Annotated in this window: 9 protein-coding genes; all 9 read right to left on the bottom strand. The window is 47.6% G+C overall.

Annotation, left to right across the window (positions count from 1 at the left end):
• Positions 1-144: 144 nt before the first annotated feature.
• Entirely contained in the window at positions 145-837 is a 693-nt protein-coding gene (locus R6H26_RS10440; RefSeq protein WP_404790393.1) for a polymorphic toxin type 5 domain-containing protein, read from the bottom strand.
• 339 nt (positions 838-1,176) lie between these two features.
• Positions 1,177-1,515 carry a hypothetical protein gene (locus R6H26_RS10445; protein WP_404790394.1) on the bottom strand — a complete coding sequence of 113 codons (339 nt, stop codon included), beginning with the start codon at positions 1,513-1,515 and terminating at the stop codon, positions 1,177-1,179.
• A gap of 236 nt (positions 1,516-1,751) precedes the next feature.
• The gene (locus R6H26_RS10450; protein WP_404790395.1) at positions 1,752-2,222 is read right to left on the bottom strand and encodes a hypothetical protein; all 471 of its coding nucleotides are present in this window, start codon (positions 2,220-2,222) and stop codon (positions 1,752-1,754) included.
• Between the two features lie 391 nt (positions 2,223-2,613).
• The gene (locus R6H26_RS10455) at positions 2,614-3,339 is read right to left on the bottom strand and encodes a hypothetical protein (RefSeq protein ID WP_404790396.1); all 726 of its coding nucleotides are present in this window, start codon (positions 3,337-3,339) and stop codon (positions 2,614-2,616) included.
• Positions 3,340-3,536: 197 nt separating this feature from the next.
• The gene (locus tag R6H26_RS10460) at positions 3,537-8,921 is read right to left on the bottom strand and encodes a PDZ domain-containing protein (RefSeq protein WP_404790397.1); all 5,385 of its coding nucleotides are present in this window, start codon (positions 8,919-8,921) and stop codon (positions 3,537-3,539) included.
• 9 nt (positions 8,922-8,930) lie between these two features.
• Positions 8,931-10,010: a DUF1822 family protein gene (locus tag R6H26_RS10465; RefSeq protein ID WP_404790398.1), complete on the bottom strand. Its 1,080-nt coding sequence runs from the start codon at positions 10,008-10,010 to the stop codon at positions 8,931-8,933.
• Between the two features lie 11 nt (positions 10,011-10,021).
• Positions 10,022-10,729: a hypothetical protein gene (locus R6H26_RS10470; protein WP_404790399.1), complete on the bottom strand. Its 708-nt coding sequence runs from the start codon at positions 10,727-10,729 to the stop codon at positions 10,022-10,024.
• Positions 10,730-10,982: 253 nt separating this feature from the next.
• The gene (locus R6H26_RS10475) at positions 10,983-14,861 is read right to left on the bottom strand and encodes a response regulator (protein WP_404790400.1); all 3,879 of its coding nucleotides are present in this window, start codon (positions 14,859-14,861) and stop codon (positions 10,983-10,985) included.
• A gap of 11 nt (positions 14,862-14,872) precedes the next feature.
• The gene (locus R6H26_RS10480) at positions 14,873-16,903 is read right to left on the bottom strand and encodes a GAF domain-containing protein (protein WP_404790401.1); all 2,031 of its coding nucleotides are present in this window, start codon (positions 16,901-16,903) and stop codon (positions 14,873-14,875) included.
• Positions 16,904-16,968 lie beyond the last annotated feature (65 nt).

Raw genomic sequence — 16,968 nt, forward strand, 5'->3', positions numbered from 1 at the left:
ATCTTTAAGATCCCCAAATTTTAGGGATAGGCGATCGCCCTTAACGGAATGTCACATCTGTACAGCGCAATGGAAACGATTATGTTGTATCAATAGGAGTCAGATTAGAGCGCCCTCTCTGCTGAGAAAATATTTTGAACGATGCTAGGGGTGTGTATACGCACTATATCCAAAATGATATGGAGCGTTTTGAACGGTTCCTCTTGGCAAAAAGCCAGCACTCTCCCAAGTTTGAGCAGAACTGCGCATGACAGGTACTCCGCCAATTTCTACAACGGACTTTCTGATAAAGCCTCCTCTACTCTCAGTAATACGGCTGTCCAGTTGATTATCAAGTGCATCTTCTAGCGCAACTGTTTCTCTTTGACGTGGGTTAAGACTCCATCGGGACTGAGTATGACCAGCTTGAACCCCTATATTCTGACTATACAGCGATCGACTTTTCCAATTTCTCGTTGAGTAATTAACAAGAAAACTTAAGGGGTGATTAGGGTTAGCCAGAATAGTATCTAGCTGTTTTTTCATGAATTTATCTCTTAAGGTTTTGCTTGCGATAGGGGTCTTTGGAGAATTTATAGAAACAGGGGGTGCTTGAACTCTTACTGCATTGCGTTTCTTCGATTCGTACCTTCTAGGTAAAGGATCACACCTATACCAACTATACTTACCCGATCTGATGAGCGCTTGACCTGCCGCATTGCAAGCGGCTGTCGATTTGTATATGCCAGTATATTGTGCATTTGAGGGGGAGATCATTGAAGAACCCATAATCGTCCCCATCGCAAGAACAACTGGGATGGCAACTCGGCGGATAGGAGAATGAGTTGTTTTAAGCATGTTCACAAATTCCTTAAATTCTCAACCTTCACTTAAGTAACAAGTCTCTACTGAGAGATTTATGTGTTTTTAGAGAAATTAGGAATAAAATTTCAGTGCAGTGTGTGATGGGTGGCAATCAATCATTACCAAGCACGGCGTTCTATCCATTGCAAGACTCAAGTTGTGGACGGTTGAGATGCAGGGGGGATGTCATAAAAATATCCTCTAGAGTGAGTCTGCCAAATCAGCAGACCAAACTGGAGGATTCATGTAGGAATGGCGATCGCAGATAGGTAGGTTAGCCTGAGGTCTAGCACTATGTTCCCGTTCGCAACCACTCGTTCAGCTCTGCTCAGTTTATTTTGTTATTGTAGATATGCCCCGTTTTTGACTCAATGGATAGGCAGATAACTGCGCGCATAGCATGCCGTAACCATCATTCCTTCTCTTCAGTACTTCGAGCTGGATGTATTGCGGGGACAAGTTAAACTTTGCCTGTTGAATTAAAGTGTTCCGAATCTCTTGAGCTGTGAAGCGCGGCGTGTCGCGTGGCAGAGATAAGATGTAAGCGGCTGCATGGGGGTTGCCCGATTGCTTGAGTATCTCAGCACATTGTACAGACATGGAAATTAGAGCGTTGTCGTCAGTATTATCTAGAGTTCTCTGTAGTTCTATTACTGCTGTGAAGTTACTCATTTGTGTCACCTCTTAATATTAAGGAACGAGGAAAAATAGGAGATTGAGCCCATGAAAAAATAATTAGGGTTTGATTTGGTCGAGCTTTAGCTGCGGGAATAGTCCTGGCTAGAGATTGGACTTTTATAGGATCTTCTTCCAGAGTGGCTCTACTAGACAAACAAACCAAGCTCTGACGATTTATGTAGGAACTGTAAATCCTAGATGGGGAGATTAACTGCCAAATCTCTATTTGCTCAAAATTCATTTTCAGAAATTGGCTGGATTTGCATGTTACCATCCAATACTTTGTAAAGAGTTAATCTCAATCGACTAAATTCGACTCCTCTTGCAGTTTTAACTTCCTTAAGGTTAAACTGCTCTGTCCTCGATAAGCCACCAGAAGTGAGATCGCGATATCTAATGTCGTAGTTGCCCGGTTGAATATCTGTGACTGTAAATTTGTCATGGGCGCGAATAAAAAAGACACTTGCTGCTTTGGGAGGTGTAGTGTCTAATGTGAAAAGTTTCACAAATACGTCTGAGCTATTTTGCGAGTTGTCCACAGTTACACTGGAATAGCCACCGACTGCTAAAGCTGGATATCCTTTGAGATAGCCTGATTTAGTTGGAAATGGAACACCGCGATCGTCAGTAGGGCCTTTAACGGGTTTAGGTTTTGGTACTGGCTTAGACTTTGGCTTTGGTTTTGGTGCTGATGATGACAAAGTTGGACTTGCAATTGGGCTAGGTAATGAAACGGATGCTGAAGAAGAGGGCGATGGCCTCTCGCTCGAACAACTACGAAATATTATCAGTACTCCAACGGCAGCAAGAGCAGTAAGAATGCTAATGCTCATTATTCTTCTAACGCTGAAGCCATGACTCAACAAAGCTTGAAACCGATGCTCTGATGAAGAAGGAAATGGGTTGGGCAGGTCGTGATAGCAATTGCCACATCGATAGATACCCCGAACTGCTCGCTTGGATAAGCGATTTCGATGTTGGCATTCGGGGCATGTAACAACTGTCTCCATGAGCGACTCAGGCTTGAGTTTTTCTTTAGACATAGCGCACAGTACCTATCGAGAAGTAAACATAATGCGATTGATGTAGGAATTAGTAGCTCTTAAACTCCTGTTCGTTAACGCCGCTGGTTCTGGCTTGTCCGCCAGTAACTGGATGCAGTGTAATCCGAAACGCTTTGTACTGTATTTGATCGCTGAACTGCATAGTTGTGTAATTCAGAGATTTATCATATTTTGCAAAGCTTTTACTTTGGGTAAATGATTGAGTTTTAGGATTCCAATTTTTTCCTAATGCGAATATAACGCGGTAAGTTCCATCGGGGATTTGGTTGACTGTTAAGGTTGAGTTAGATTTAACGTGAAACGCAGTTACTAATGTTCGGGAAAGCGGCTCGATTAGCTTGACGTAGGCATCACGGTTGGTACCATTAGAAACTTCAAGGGAACCACCTCCCATTGCCTGAGATACAAAAACAGGATCTGAAGGCAGCGATCGATTGCTTGCCGTGATGATGGGTGGATTTGGAAGGGGTTTGGGCTGCGAGGTAATGGGTGGAAAAGATAGGGGGAGCGACTGACTGCTTCCCAAAGCGGTACCAACAGGGAATACAAGCAAGCCAACGCTAACAAGGACACTAAAGCTAATGATCTTCCCGCCTTCCAAAGCAGATTGAGGCTGTAATGTTGATGAGACCAATAGGTTAGAAAGCTGACTTTGGCAGCGGTCACATCTGCATACTTCTTTAGTCAATCGCTTGATAAGCAGGTTCTTCTGGTTGCAATACATGCAAGTAGTATCAATAATTTCTTCAGGCATAGCAGAGACCTCTAATTCTTATAAATCAACAAGCGAAACTGGAAAATTTATGTATGGTTTGCGATCGCTCAACTAGGTAATGGTTAACGCAACCTTAAAGAGATTGACGTAGCTCATATTCTGCTCTTTTGAGAGCCAAAAATAAATGATTCCCAAAGTGTCTCATGTGCCAAAGATAAGTAAACTAATGTCAAGCTTTAAAGATTGTTAGTGCATATATCTTTTGCTTTTGGGAAATCTCGCACTTTATCACAACCACGTTTCAATAAGTTTTCCAGATTGAGATTCCACGGAATTACGTTGTCATGATTGAATAAAAAAATTGTTTTGCTATCAGAACTAAACAGAAAGAATGCGTGTCCTGGAATATCCCATCCAAGAGCTTTTTTATAAGCTTTAATTTCCTGGCCTGTAGTGAGATCCCACAGTTTCAGTTCGTCAACAGAGAGACCGCCACTAGTAATTGAAAGAAGCATCTTGCCATCTGAGCTGAAATTGATACGATCTACTTTTTTGAGATGTCGATTGAGCGTTGTAATTACTTTACCAGTCAAGAAATCTCGCAGTTCTATAGAACCATCAGTCTTAGCAAAAGCGATCGTCCGATTATCAGGACTAAATGCAACGGTATTAGTTGAATTTAGCTGCGATTTAAAGGTTTCAATACTTTTACCCGTTTGAACGTTCCATAGCTTGATAGACCAATCTGAGGTTTTATTTTGAGCATCTCTTCGTACCACATTTTCCGCATGCTGCCCAATACGAGCGCGTGTAAGCGGGAAGGTCAGTAGCTTGCTACCTCGACGCACGGTAAGCACCACTTTGCTGCCGATAGGTCCTCTAATCAGCTTGACTGCCTCATTCGTGCTCATGCCTTTGGTGGTCTTAGTGTCTATCTTGACTATGATGTCCTGTGCGCGAACACCTGCTACCTCAGCAGGAGATCCTTCTACAGTTGAGATGATGGTCAGATCGCCAGTTTTAGGGACCTGGGTGAGTTGCAAACCAATCCCGATTAGCTCACTAGAGGTATCAATATAAACCATTGTCACAATAGTTTTATCATCTGGGCTAAAGAAAAGTCCTTCTATTACCCAACCACTAGACCTTTTTGTGTCCGCATTGAGAATGCTAATTTCTTTGTTGGTAGAAGTATTCCATAGCTTCACACCTTCAGGGGTTGCCGCAGCGATCGTGCTGCCATCATTGCTAAAACTAATGCTGCTAGCAAAAGTAAGGCCGAGTCGAGTAGAATTTAATTCTTTGCCTGTTGAAGTATCTCTAACCTTTTTTACACCATCCCAATTTACAACTGATATCGCCTTATCATCATCGCTAAATTTGACATCGCTCGATAACACTTTTCGCCAGTTTAGTGGCTCAAGTTCTTTCCCTGTAGAGCGCTCCCACCGTCTCACTCGGCCATCTGGAATTTTAGACCCAATTATTTTACCATCTTGCATAGGAATTTGAGGATGATTTAGTGCAGTAAAATTTGTCAACCCAGGAATATTTAGTTCTTTACCTGTTGAAATGTTCCACAGTCGTGCCGTACTATCTGAACTGACAACTGCGATTGTTTGACTGTCTGAGCTAAAGTGAACCTCTCTTGTAATTCCGCCCTGCCTTTGGACAGGTTCCTGGATTAGAGTTTTAAACAATTTACCTGTTGAAATATCCCATAATTTAACTTCGCTTTTCAGATTATTGCTATCCATTCCCGTTGTCGCAATCAGTTTACTATTGGGGCTAAAGGTAATACTTCCCGTCCACTCTATCAGTCCCTGGAAGGTTTTAAGTTTTGTCCCGTTACTACTATCCCATAAGGTCATCGTGCGATCGGCACTGGCAACAGCGATCAATTTACCCTTGGGGCTAAAACCGATATTGTTGACTCTAGTCCCAGGCCCCCTAATATCATGCAACTTTTGACTAGTAGGACTGAGCTTCCCAGCTTGAGCGCTCAGCGTCTTGAGAATTTTACCCGTTGAGACATCCCTTAGAATAACTGTATTAGTTCCACTTTTATCCACACCGGATGCAAGTACTTTGCCATCAAGACTGAAGAATTGAATCTCACCGATCTTTCCCCTAATAGTTTTTATTTCTCGGTTAGTATTTATGTCCCAAAATGTTGCATTGTAGGAGTTTTCTCCAGAGTAAGTAATAGTCTGGTTATTAGAACTAAAAGCAATATTAGATTCGCGACAGCCCAGTTCTTCGCAAGGTAAAGTTTTGGGTGGTTTATTCATTGACAGATTCCATAATTTCACCTTGCCATCACCACCTACAGATGCCAGTCTCTGACCATCTGGGCTAAAATGAACTCGATTCACTACTCCCGAATGCCCGTTCAAAGTTTTGAGTTTTTGACCCGTCGAAATATTCCAAAGCGTAATCGTGCCATCAAAGTTACCTGCTGCAACTATTTGACCATTTTGACTAAAGTCGAGGCTTTTAACCTCACTGAGATGCCCTTTAAGGGTTTTAATAACTTTGTTAGTAGCGCGATCAAAAAGATTTACATCACCCTGTACAGTACCAGATGCTATCGTTTTACCATCTGAACTAAAGCGGACATCGTTTACCCAATTGGCATCACCTTTGAAGACATTCAATTTTTTACCCGTGAGGCTATCAAATAATCTCACCGTTCCATCAGAATTTGCACATGCAATCGTCTTGCGATCAATACTCATGCTAATAGAAAGTATTCTACGAAAGAATGTACATTCTGGGAGCTTAACTTCCGTACCAAACTTTCCTTCATAAACTGCTTGATTCAAAGTTGTTAAAACCTGGAAGCGCGTAGTCAAGTCAACACTGTAAATCGTTTGTTGTAATTCTTTTCCAGCTTTCAGTGCTGCTATAAGAGCATCTTCGTAACGATCGGTCGAATCTTGCCTCTGCCGATCGAGATCTTGCTTCTGCGTAAATGCTCTGTTGTACGGTTGTCTGCTGTAACTTTCGTCGTCCTTCTTTTGCTGATATACCTTAAAAAGTGCTTCTGAGGCAGCAACAAGCTCCCGAAGTTGGGCGTTAGCTTTGGCCTCGTTGGTTCGCCAGGCAGCTAGACCAGCAACAGATGCTAGCAAGAGCGTCATGGCTGATATACTTCCAAATATTAGAATTTTTTGCCGTTTTTGCTTTTTATACCCTGCCGTGCTAGCCTCGATAAATTCCTGCTCCGCTGCTAATTCCTGCGATCGATGCTGCAACCAATTTTCGGCATCAGCTAACGGTTTGCCTTGAAGTAATGCTCCCCGATCGCGATCGCTTTTTTCCCATTGCTGCATAGCGGCCCGCAATCTCTCCTGCCAGAGGCGGAAGTCGCGATTTTCCTCAATCCACGATCGCAAATCTTTCCATTCTCGCATCAAGGCTTCATGAACCAGTTCAACTGTTTCGGTTTTGGCGATCGCATCTTGCCCTGTTACCATCAAACGATCCGAAGCTAAGCGTGTCACTAACTCCCAGTTGCAATCGCCAATTTCTGCACGGGTTGCTACACGACGCGTATCCACAGTCCCCTCACCCGGACGGACCAGCTGGAGAAAGATTTGACGCGATCGCTCCTTCTCTAGCTCCGTAAGATTTCCATAAGCCTTTTCAGCATGACGAGCCACCGCAGCTTCCAGCCCACCAATTTCGTCATAAGTAGCGTGAGTGAGCTGAATGCCCTGCCGCTTCGCCCACAGCTCTTGCAGGGCAAATTCCAAAAGTGGTAAGTTCCCTTCAGAAAGACTTACTGCCTCAATCATTCGTTCAGTCAACCCTTCTTCGAGAGTTACACCTAGGAGTGCAGCAGGTTGGGTGATCGCTGCTTCTAGCTCTGTACGACTCATTGCCCCCAGCATTCGGTTGCCATTTTGGAGGACATCTGCCAGTGGCGGATACGCGAGTGCCTGTCCCAAGAAATCTGTGCGCAGCGTTAGCACTAAGGCCACATTGGTTAATTCAACCACTCTGAGCAAGCAATCAATAAATGCCTGACGCTCCTGAGCATCCTGACACTGAGTATAGAGTTCTTCAAACTGATCGATAACGATTAAGAGCTTGGTTCCAGGTGTTTGCCAAATTGCCTGCTCCACCGCAGCATGAAATGCTGTTTGGTTTGCTTTCCAGGTTTCAGCGAGTTTCAGAATTGATTCTAGTTGTTCGGCTGGTGGGAGATCGGGCGTTTTGAGTTTAACCCAGGCATTAGCGATCGCTTGAAAAGGCTGCTGTCCCGGTCGAAAAGCAGTAATTTCCCAAGAATCGTGTTGACGCAGTGCAGCCACTAGGCCCGCAAAGACCACAGAAGATTTACCACTCCCAGAAGCCCCAATGACACTGACTAAATCTTGCCTTTTAACCGCTTCAACCAAAATTTGCGTAAAACTCTCCCGTCCTTGGAAAAACAGAGCGTCTTCTTCTCGAAACGAAAATAACCCGCGATAGGGGCAAATATTGGTTGGGCGTCGTCCTAGATCTGCCCAAGTAGGAGGTGTAGTCGCTGGGGATTGAAAAATTACAGGTAGCCAACTAGCCCCTGGAAACTTATCTTCGCACCCATGCAACCTCAATCGAGCTTCCCGCTCTGCCAAATACAGCGACTGGCCCCCAGCAAATTCAGGCAGAAAGTGTCTGAGGAAATCCTGGGCAATTTGATCTGGCACGGGTTCCCGCATCACGATCGCTTGTGGCAGGTTTAATTGCTGTAACTCAAATGCCAATCCCATACCATCGCAGGAATTGAAAATTGCTAATTTTAGACCTTTACTGATTGCCTTTTCTAGAGCATATTTCAGGTCAGCAATGGTTAAACTGTCCGTTTTGTTGAGATAAATTCTGCCCCGATCTCCTTCTCTGCGACTGTGACCTGCAAAATAGAGAATATCCCAATCTCGATCCCACAACTCGTCATTGATATCCTTTCGTTTCGGTTCATCCAAAAACAAGAGATTGACATCAGGGAGTTTCTCAAGCAGCCCTCGATCTTTCTCGACATTGATATTTTCTCTATTACCGAGGATGGCTAAAATTCTGACTTTCCCTCGTAAAGTTGGCCCTTGGGTCGTGGCAATAGATTTGCCATCAATGAAACTCAATGCGACTTCTGCACGAGGATTACGTTCAACTAGATCCCATAAGTGCCAGGGAATGTTCAACAAGGCTTGATTTGAAGAGCGAACCAAAACTCGCACTTCATCTTTCATAAGCTCTTCCAGCCATTTATCTCGGATTAGGCTAAATGAAGGGGATGAAAGCCAATCATTGATTTGCGATCGTAATTCTTGGTCTAGCTTTTGGCACTCTAGGCGATATTGATGAATCGAGGCATCAATGGTCACTCTGTTGGGATCAAGGCGAGTTGTTGTCCCCAACCCCCGATAGTTAGACTGCCATTGTTTAATTATCTTAACTAAATTGAGGTTTGGCGGCAAAGTTCCACTGACCCCAGGACTGGTGTGAAGCTGCTCAACCTTGGCTTCTCTCAAGTCAGTTTCCTTAGGGTCGTGCAAGGTATTGACGATCAACTCCACCTGTATACCTTGCTCCAAATCCCCACCTAATAGTTTTAGAATTGCTGATTTAGTCATTGTTAGCTCCTAAACAACAAAATCTTCAGTAACACTGGCTCCTCCCAAAGTCATTTTCACCCCAAAGCGTTCTCCAGAGACAACATTGAAATCAAATTGAATATTTTGGTTTGTATCACTGGCAATTGCTTCCATGACGGCTTTTTTCTGGTCATCAAGCACCTTCACCTGTAACATTCCTGGTAAATATAGCTGATTTTTATTAGGGCGAACCTCAACAATAATGTTAGTACCTTTTTCAGACTGGGAATTTAGTCTAATGACAAGCGCGATTGTTTGCCGCATTAACTCTGTCTCTAAATAAATCAGCTTTCCCCGTGTTATTAGGGTACTTCTCATATGGAGTGCTGGGATCAACTGCTCTGGATTGAGCAGTGCTTCAAGCTGTTGCCAGCCTTCTTCAATGCGATTATCTAACCATTTACCTAAATTTACCAAAGTTTTAGTTGGTTGCTTAGGCTCTTTGAGCGATCGCAATTTGCTAGCAGACAACTCTGGTACAAGCACATCCTCAAAGAATTGCTGCAAATAATGGCCGAACTCATCCATTGACTGAAGTTCTTTCCGATTTAGAGTTTCGATCGCATCAATTTCATCTCCACCCGGTAGAAACCCTAACAACCATCCCCAGCGCTCCTCGGCATCCATTTCTACTGCCACATAACCCGATCGCCCAAACTGACCTTCTGCCGGAACAGAGCAAGATAGTTGCCCAGGTTCGATCGCACAACACTCAAATCGTCCCACCTGGGAAACCACCAAATCCGCGACTTCACCTGTTCTGCCTATAATCGGATTCCAGGAATCGCTTGCTCCTAAATCCGGTAAATATCCTTGCAGGTTCAAGTAATCATGCACGACAATTGTTGCCAATAAATTCCGCTGCATCGTTTCTCTGCGTTCAGCATTACGACACAGCGCTGCCATTCGCCTCGCTTTCTGCCGAGCGGTACTCGGAATCGGAATCGGTACGGCACCCAGCGGTAACTGCGGCCCATTCAGTATCGGGAATTGGAGTTCCCCTGTCTCTGCCTCAGCCGCCTGCCAAAGCTCTTTCAACTGGTTTAATTCGTCGATGTTGTACGTCATGGCTGCTCTCCTTATTCCGATACCGAATCCATTGCCATCTCAGCAAGCGTGCGCTCTAGTTCTTTCCACTTTGTCGGCTTACCGCGTCCTTGCAGCGTCCCACGCGGAATACCTAGCTCATCGGCAATCTGTTGAATGGTTTTGTCATCCCGATGGCGCATTAATAAATAAGTTTGAGCGGTTAATGTATAGGTTTTTTTAGTTGTAACCGTCTTACCGCATAGAGTATTAGCCTTATCGTTCAGTTCACCCTCTGGGTCTTCTTCTAAGAGCTTGAGGAACGCCTCAAACTGAAGTGAAGCTAATTCTGGTGAGGGATTGGGCACCGCATCAAATGGATCTGCGACAGTCCCATCTTCATTGAGTCGAGGTGGCTTCTCGCGAGAGAACTGTCTTTGTCTCCGTTCCCGAATATTTTTCAATTGACCGTCAAGGTTGGTCAGTAAGCGTCCTACCGCATAGGTGCGAGTCTCTAGAAAAGAACCGCTTGTTCTCGCCGTAGTTACTTCGCATAGATTTCTTATAAAATATCGCCACATCAGCGATACCGCATCTTCGTAGTAATCGCGATTCTCAGCGTTTCGATACCGCCAAAAGCGACGGTCATTATAAATGTTGCTAAAAATGGCATTAAGCTCGGCAAACCTCGATCGAGGGCGGGGACTTTGTTCGCAGCATTGAGCCACAATCCAAATTTCTAATCGTTCTTCTAAAGTCATAGGTTTAACGCCTAAACAGCCGTTGTGATTCGGATGTTTTCTTATCCTCGCGGATATCGTCAGCTCAGAAAAATGATGTGGGCTTTGAGCCTTTGTTAGAGTTACGCAATCATTCACGATGGCATCTCCGCAGCCCTACATTATCAAGAACAGTGGGTGGGCTGCGGATTTATGTGGCTTTAATAAAAAGTTTTGTAAAGTTTTTTGGGCTTGAAGACTTGACTTCAAGCAACGTAATTTTAGACGTATCGGTCTATGACAGATTCGCTTCCCTCGAACCAGCTTTGAGTAAAGTCTGGAGCGCGGACAATAGTTGTTGGTCGATATAAGGCTTTGTGAAGTAAGCTGCTGCCCCCAAGCGTCGCGCTAGGTTTTGATGCACGTCGCTCGTGCAGTTGCTGAGCATGACAACTGGGATTGTTTCGAGGGCGGTATATTGACGACACTGTTTGAGGAAATCGAAGCCATTCATAACGGGCATGGCCACATCGCAAATGGCGAGATCGATGTCGGGATTTTGCACGGCCACATCGATGCCTTCCTGTCCGTTTTTTGCTTCTAAAACTCTATATCCAGCACTTTTGAGCGTTTTCTTTAAAATTTCGCGAACCATCTTGGAGTCATCGACGACCAAGATCGTTTTCTGGCCGATTGCCGAACCTTCCGTTCCCTGACCCGACCTTGCAATACTGTAAACTTGCGCGGACACGGCATTCTTGCCAGCTGAAACGCCATCGGAATTGTGGCTCAATCTTTGCGTTAATAAGGCTGCAATGTCGATTAAAAGGACGGAATCATCCCGGTCGAACGACAGACAGCGATAGACGTAACTGGGATGAGCGACCTCATCGGCAAAGCGCTGGATGCGGAGTTCTGGCTTGGTAACCAGACAGTCGATCGGCGATTCGATTGCAAATATTGTCTGATTCAGGCGGACGACTAGGGTTAACATCGACTGTGCGGAGAAGTCAATCTCACCCAGCGCGGGTTCTGAAGGCAAATCGACCGCATCCAGCCATTCGGAGAGCGAGTAGATGGGAATAATTTGTTCGTGCCAGCTTAAAAGTTTTTGGCGCTGGTGTTGGAGCGTCTGATTCTCGTGGGGAATGACGTGTTCTGCAATTGTGTCGTAGGGTAAAACAAAGACGATCGCGCGATATTTCCAGATAAACAAGCGATCGGTTTTGAGGCGCTGTTCGGAGGGTTGTAGGCGAGGTGCGATCGCCGCTCGGTTGGGTTCGTCCGATTGAGTTGGGGTAGAAGGCAGCGCTGACGAGGGACCAAAGATTTCTTCCAATGTAGGGTCCGATGCCCCTTCGCTCGTTGCATCGATGAGATTGTTGCTGAATAGCTCTTCCATTGGATCGCGACGGATCGAAGGCTCCATTCCGGGTTGCGTCGATGGGCTAAAAGAAGACGCGATCGGGTTTGGAGCAACTGAAGCGTCAGATAATTTAAACGTCGCGATCGTCAAGGCATTGGGAACGCGCAGCGTGAAAACAGTACCCTGTTGGGGCTGAGAGGTGACTTGAATGGAACCTTTGAGCGATCGCAATTGAGACCGCACCGCATCCAATCCGACGCCGCGACCGGAGAGGTCGTTCGCTGAGACAACCGTCGAAAAACCCGGTTCGAAGAGCAATTCCGTCAGCGCTTCCTCTGGCAGAAGACTGGCCTGTTCCGGCGATTGCAGGTCGAGCTGCACCGCTCGCTCGCGGATCCGCTGGAAGTCTAGCCCTCGACCGTCGTCGCTCACTTCAATAAAGGTGTTTTGGCCTTCCAGATAGGCGTGGATGCCAATTTGACCGGCGCTGGGTTTGTCCAGCCTCTGGCGGATTTCAGGCGATTCGATACCGTGGTCGAAGGCATTGCGCAGGAGGTGCAAGAGCGGATCGTAGAGCCGCTCGGCGATCGCCTTATCCACCAAAATTTCGGTCCCGGTCAGCCTCAGCTCGACGGGTTTTCCGTAGTCCGCCATCAGCAGATCCAGGATCCGAGCCAACCGTTCGAAGAGTTTGCCGAGGGGGACAATCCGAGCCTCCACCAAACCGTTGCGCACCTCTCTCAGAATCTGCTGCTGGAGATCTAAGGTTTGATTGGATTGACGAGAGAATTGAGCAAATTCGGTACTCATGTCCGCCAACTCAAGGCTTTCTGCCAATGCAGACTGCAAAAGAATTTGCAGTTCCCGCGCTTGAAGGTTTTCCTCGTCGCTGAAGCGAGGAGCGCTGAGATCGTCTGGATTTGACGAGTTCTGCGGGCCTGGATAGAGGGCGCGAATGTGCTTCAGCGTTTGTTGGTGCTGCTCGAAGCGCTGCTGCAAATTGTTAATCGTGGCTTGGAAGTGTTCGTTTGCCGATTCTTGACGGTGTTGGCTGGCGAGCAAAATCCCCGTCAATCGATTGAGATGTTCCAAGCGCTGGATATCGATCCGAATGGTTTGAGGAGCGCTGGAGAATGCGGCGGTGCTCGACGCTTCTTCCCGTTCGTCCCGCGCTTGGGGTTCGGCCTCTTGGAGCGGACTGGTGAGTTGCAACAGCGCGACGGAAGGCTCTCCACCGCGGGTGTACTCTCCCTTTAGGACCAGGGCTTGTCCTCGCCTAAAGTCCGTCAGCGCTAAATTGGCAATGGTTCCAGCTCGATCTGGGTGGCGTTCTAAGGCGGAGAGGGCAGTGGATGCAATTGCGCCAAATCCGGGCAAGTCAAAGGATTCGGCGATGCCTGCAAAAATCTCGAGTTGTTCGCGCAGGGTGACGGCCAAGTCCGCTCCGTCGGGGCGCTCTACCGCATCGGTCAAAGATTGCAATCGTCGTTCTACATCCGTTTGAAAAATAGCCCGGACGACATCGACGCCCAACTCGCAGGCCGAGGGGAGCGGGATGTCTTGGGTCAACAATGCGCCCATTTTGGCCTGGATTTGCTTGAAGACTCGAGCAGAACGATTCAGAACTTCGTCTCGATCGACGGTCGCGGCATTCATTACGGCGGCAATAGAGAGGCGCAAGCACTCATAGCCTTGAAAAAGAAGTGCCTCGAGTTCGCTGTCGATCGCCGCTTCCGGGTGAGCCAGCGCTTTGATGGCTGTTTCCAGGGCGTGGGCGATCGCCCGAACGGGTTCCAACTTCGCCCCCGCTGCCGATCCCTTGAGGGTATGTACCGTCCGCATGAGGTCGTGGATCTGCGCCGGACTGCGATTTTCTCGGATACCCAACACGCCGCGCTCGATGGCTTCCAACCACTCGCGCGCATCTTCCAAAAATTCTGCATACTCGCGATCGTGCGGGAGCGACTCTAGCTCGCGAGCGGGCGCTGCGACAGAAAGGGGTTCGCGTTGCGCGACATGGGGTTCCCCTCCACCGATATTGGAGATGACCCGATCGGCAAAAGCATTGCCAAAGAAAAGAGATTGCGCCTTGCGGAACTCAGCCAGCATCAATCGGCTGATGGCTGGAAGCGTTTGAGCCTTCTCCTGAAAGGCGACCAACGTCGTTCGAGCGATCGAGACCAGCTCCGGCAGTTCTAAAAAAGAACCCAAATGGATGGCCGCCTTCAGTTGGCTCTCTAGTTCCACTGACGTGCCGCTCTCCTCAACCTCGCCCAACAGCGCTTCTAGATCGTCTAAAACCTGAGGCAACTCGGCCTGGAGAACGAGCTGAACGACCGTTCTGTCCAACTCGACCGATTTTGGCGGCGCAACTCTCATGCTAGCAATCTGCCCCAGCTTCGCCTCCAGTTGGGTAAATAGCGGCTGCGCCCTAGCTAAAGCGCCCGCTACGGGAACTTGCTCCTCCTGAGCGCAGGCAAATAGGAGATCCTCTAAGATGGCATGAATGTCGATCGAGAGCGCGAGACATTCCGGTTCGAAAGGACCTTTCAGCTCCCATAACGCTTGAAGGTTCCCCTCTAAACGATGGGCTAGAAGTTCGATTCCCAGCAGATCGAGATAAGCAACACCGCCTTTGAGCGTATGCAGGATTTCAATGAGGCCGAATAACTGGGTTAGGGACCTTGCATCGTCGCGAGCGCTCCGCAGCTCGAGCAACTCGCGCCCAATCTGCCGCGACAGTTCGATCGTGTCTTGAAGTACGCGTTGACGACTCTCATTCTGGCGATTGAAATTAGGCAATATCATAGGGGAAATTTCTACAATTCCTGCATGGTAGCTTCGAGTTTGTCAAACAGTTTGGAGAGTTCTGTCGATTTGCTTAAGGTAGCGGTCGTCAGCTCGATCGCCTGCTGCATGGTCTGGCTGGCATGGGCGATCGCGTAGGACTGGGCGGGGCCAACTTCAGCCATCTTAGAGATTAAGCCGGATAAGTTCGTGCTGGCGCTGGAAAGCTGGTTGAGTTTGTGCCGGGTTTCCTTAATTAATTCGGTTCCCACGATGGTATGTTCGGCACCGACCTCCATCGCATCGCCCACAGAGTGAATATCCGCTTCAATGGCCGCAACCAAAGGCTTCATATCGATTGTGGCCGTCTTCAACTGCTCTGTAAAGGAAAGAACTGTTTCTGCAAGGGCAGCAATTGCACCCCGATCTCGATCTCTCAATTGCCCCGACGCAATCGAAGCATTGATGGCTTGATGTCTCATTTCTACTGCCAGTTCGTTAATCTGAGTCATAACCTGGGAAATTTTTCGAGCAGACTGACCCAGATTTTTGAGCTTGAAGGTAGAATCCGTAACGATTTCCTGAATCTCAGCCATGAGATCGACCGTTTGATTCACGCGATCGTGTCCCTCCCGCACCGTCAAGGAGGCATCGTGCAGTTGGAGTTCGGCTTTTTGAGCCTTAGCTACCATGCTTCGCGAGGAGTCTGCCGCTTCTTGAAGGCGATCGGCCACTGCGGCGACGCTTTCGACATCGGGCAATGCCTCTGGTAAGAATGCGCCTCCGACATCGGCCTGACTCTCTCGAAGGATTGCTGCAATTTGTCGGTAAATCTCCGCTCTGTCTCGATCTCGATCGAGTTGGGATTGAAGGGCAGTACAGTCCGATAAAAGTCGAGCGCTATCTAGCGCAAAACTGGCTTGCAGGGACAATTGGGTCATCGCGTCTTTCTCCGATTGCAACCAAACCCGAGGAACCGGAAAAGAGCATTCCTGCGCGACTAAAAAACCGTAGGGATGGCCGTTTACAAACAGGGGAACGCTCATAATCGCCTTAACGCCAAGGGCTTTGAAAAAGGCCACGTCTGGGGCGGACAAACCAGCCTCATAGATATTTTCGATCGTTCGAACGTCGTTGTCGTAGGGTTCGAGAGGTCTTTCTATAAAGTAGGGAGTGTCGATCGTACTTCCGAGGGTTGCAGCACAACCCCGCGCGACGGATTCGGCTGCAACGATCGCGTGCGAATTGCGATCGAACTGGTAAACGACCGCTCGATCGCAAGGGATGATCTCCCGAACGGTTTCAACCATTATGTTTAAAATACGATCCGTTTCTGACGCAACGCGCATCCGGGTCGCGGCAACGGTTAGGGCCTGCGATCGCCGATCCTTGTTCTCTCGATCCTGCCGTTCGATATCGGTCGAAGCCGCAGCCATTGCTACTTTTAGCAGCCGATTTGCGCCAACGACCGCCAGGACACCAGCCAGTAAAGCCGTACAGCCAGATCCCATCAATAGAACTGCGAGGAGTCGATCGAGGCGTCTTCGCTCGCTTTGCACTGGACTGTCTGGGGTGCTGGGTTGCGCCTGTTCGAGCTGGTGGATGCGCTCGTCGATAACCTGTTTTCCCAAAAAATAGGTGGCAGTTCCAACCGCTAGGACGGGAAGCATTGCGATCGAAATGGCTAGAGTATTTATCTTGAATCCAGATCGTCCGCCAGCCTGTCTCGAAAAATCTCGACCATTCATTCTATCTCCTGGGGGCAGAGATGCCAACCACTCCGGCGCTTGAGGCGGAGGAATTAACTGGCCTGGTTTTTCTTCATCATAGACAGGAGCGCGATTTTGCGACTCCTCCATTTTTGCGATTAAAGAATAGTCTGCAACCTCCAACTCGTCCGTCTGTCGCGGCTTCTCTAAAAACCAAGGAATGCTGGGTTCCACAGAAGACTCGGAATCGACGCTTCTCCGAGAGGTCTGTTCGCGAAGCGCGTCGACATTATCTGCCCCAGCGTGGGCGGGAATGTCATGCTCGTCGTTGCGATGATATGGAGGCTGAATCATACCTAAACCCTAGTTTTAATTTCATGAAACGGGGTTGCAAAGCAATAAAGGATAAGAAATAATAA

This window comes from Altericista sp. CCNU0014 (assembly GCF_044923475.1).
GTDB lineage: Bacteria > Cyanobacteriota > Cyanobacteriia > Thermosynechococcales > Thermosynechococcaceae > JAAURS01.

Coding starts and splice junctions, on each gene's coding strand:
- R6H26_RS10475 (WP_404790400.1), bottom strand. CDS start 14,861: ATGATATTGCCTAATTTCAATCGCCAGAATGAGAGTCGTCAACGCGTA.
- R6H26_RS10440 (WP_404790393.1), bottom strand. CDS start 837: ATGCTTAAAACAACTCATTCTCCTATCCGCCGAGTTGCCATCCCAGTT.
- R6H26_RS10465 (WP_404790398.1), bottom strand. CDS start 10,010: ATGACGTACAACATCGACGAATTAAACCAGTTGAAAGAGCTTTGGCAG.
- R6H26_RS10455 (WP_404790396.1), bottom strand. CDS start 3,339: ATGCCTGAAGAAATTATTGATACTACTTGCATGTATTGCAACCAGAAG.
- R6H26_RS10445 (WP_404790394.1), bottom strand. CDS start 1,515: ATGAGTAACTTCACAGCAGTAATAGAACTACAGAGAACTCTAGATAAT.
- R6H26_RS10480 (WP_404790401.1), bottom strand. CDS start 16,903: ATGATTCAGCCTCCATATCATCGCAACGACGAGCATGACATTCCCGCC.
- R6H26_RS10470 (WP_404790399.1), bottom strand. CDS start 10,729: ATGACTTTAGAAGAACGATTAGAAATTTGGATTGTGGCTCAATGCTGC.
- R6H26_RS10460 (WP_404790397.1), bottom strand. CDS start 8,921: ATGACTAAATCAGCAATTCTAAAACTATTAGGTGGGGATTTGGAGCAA.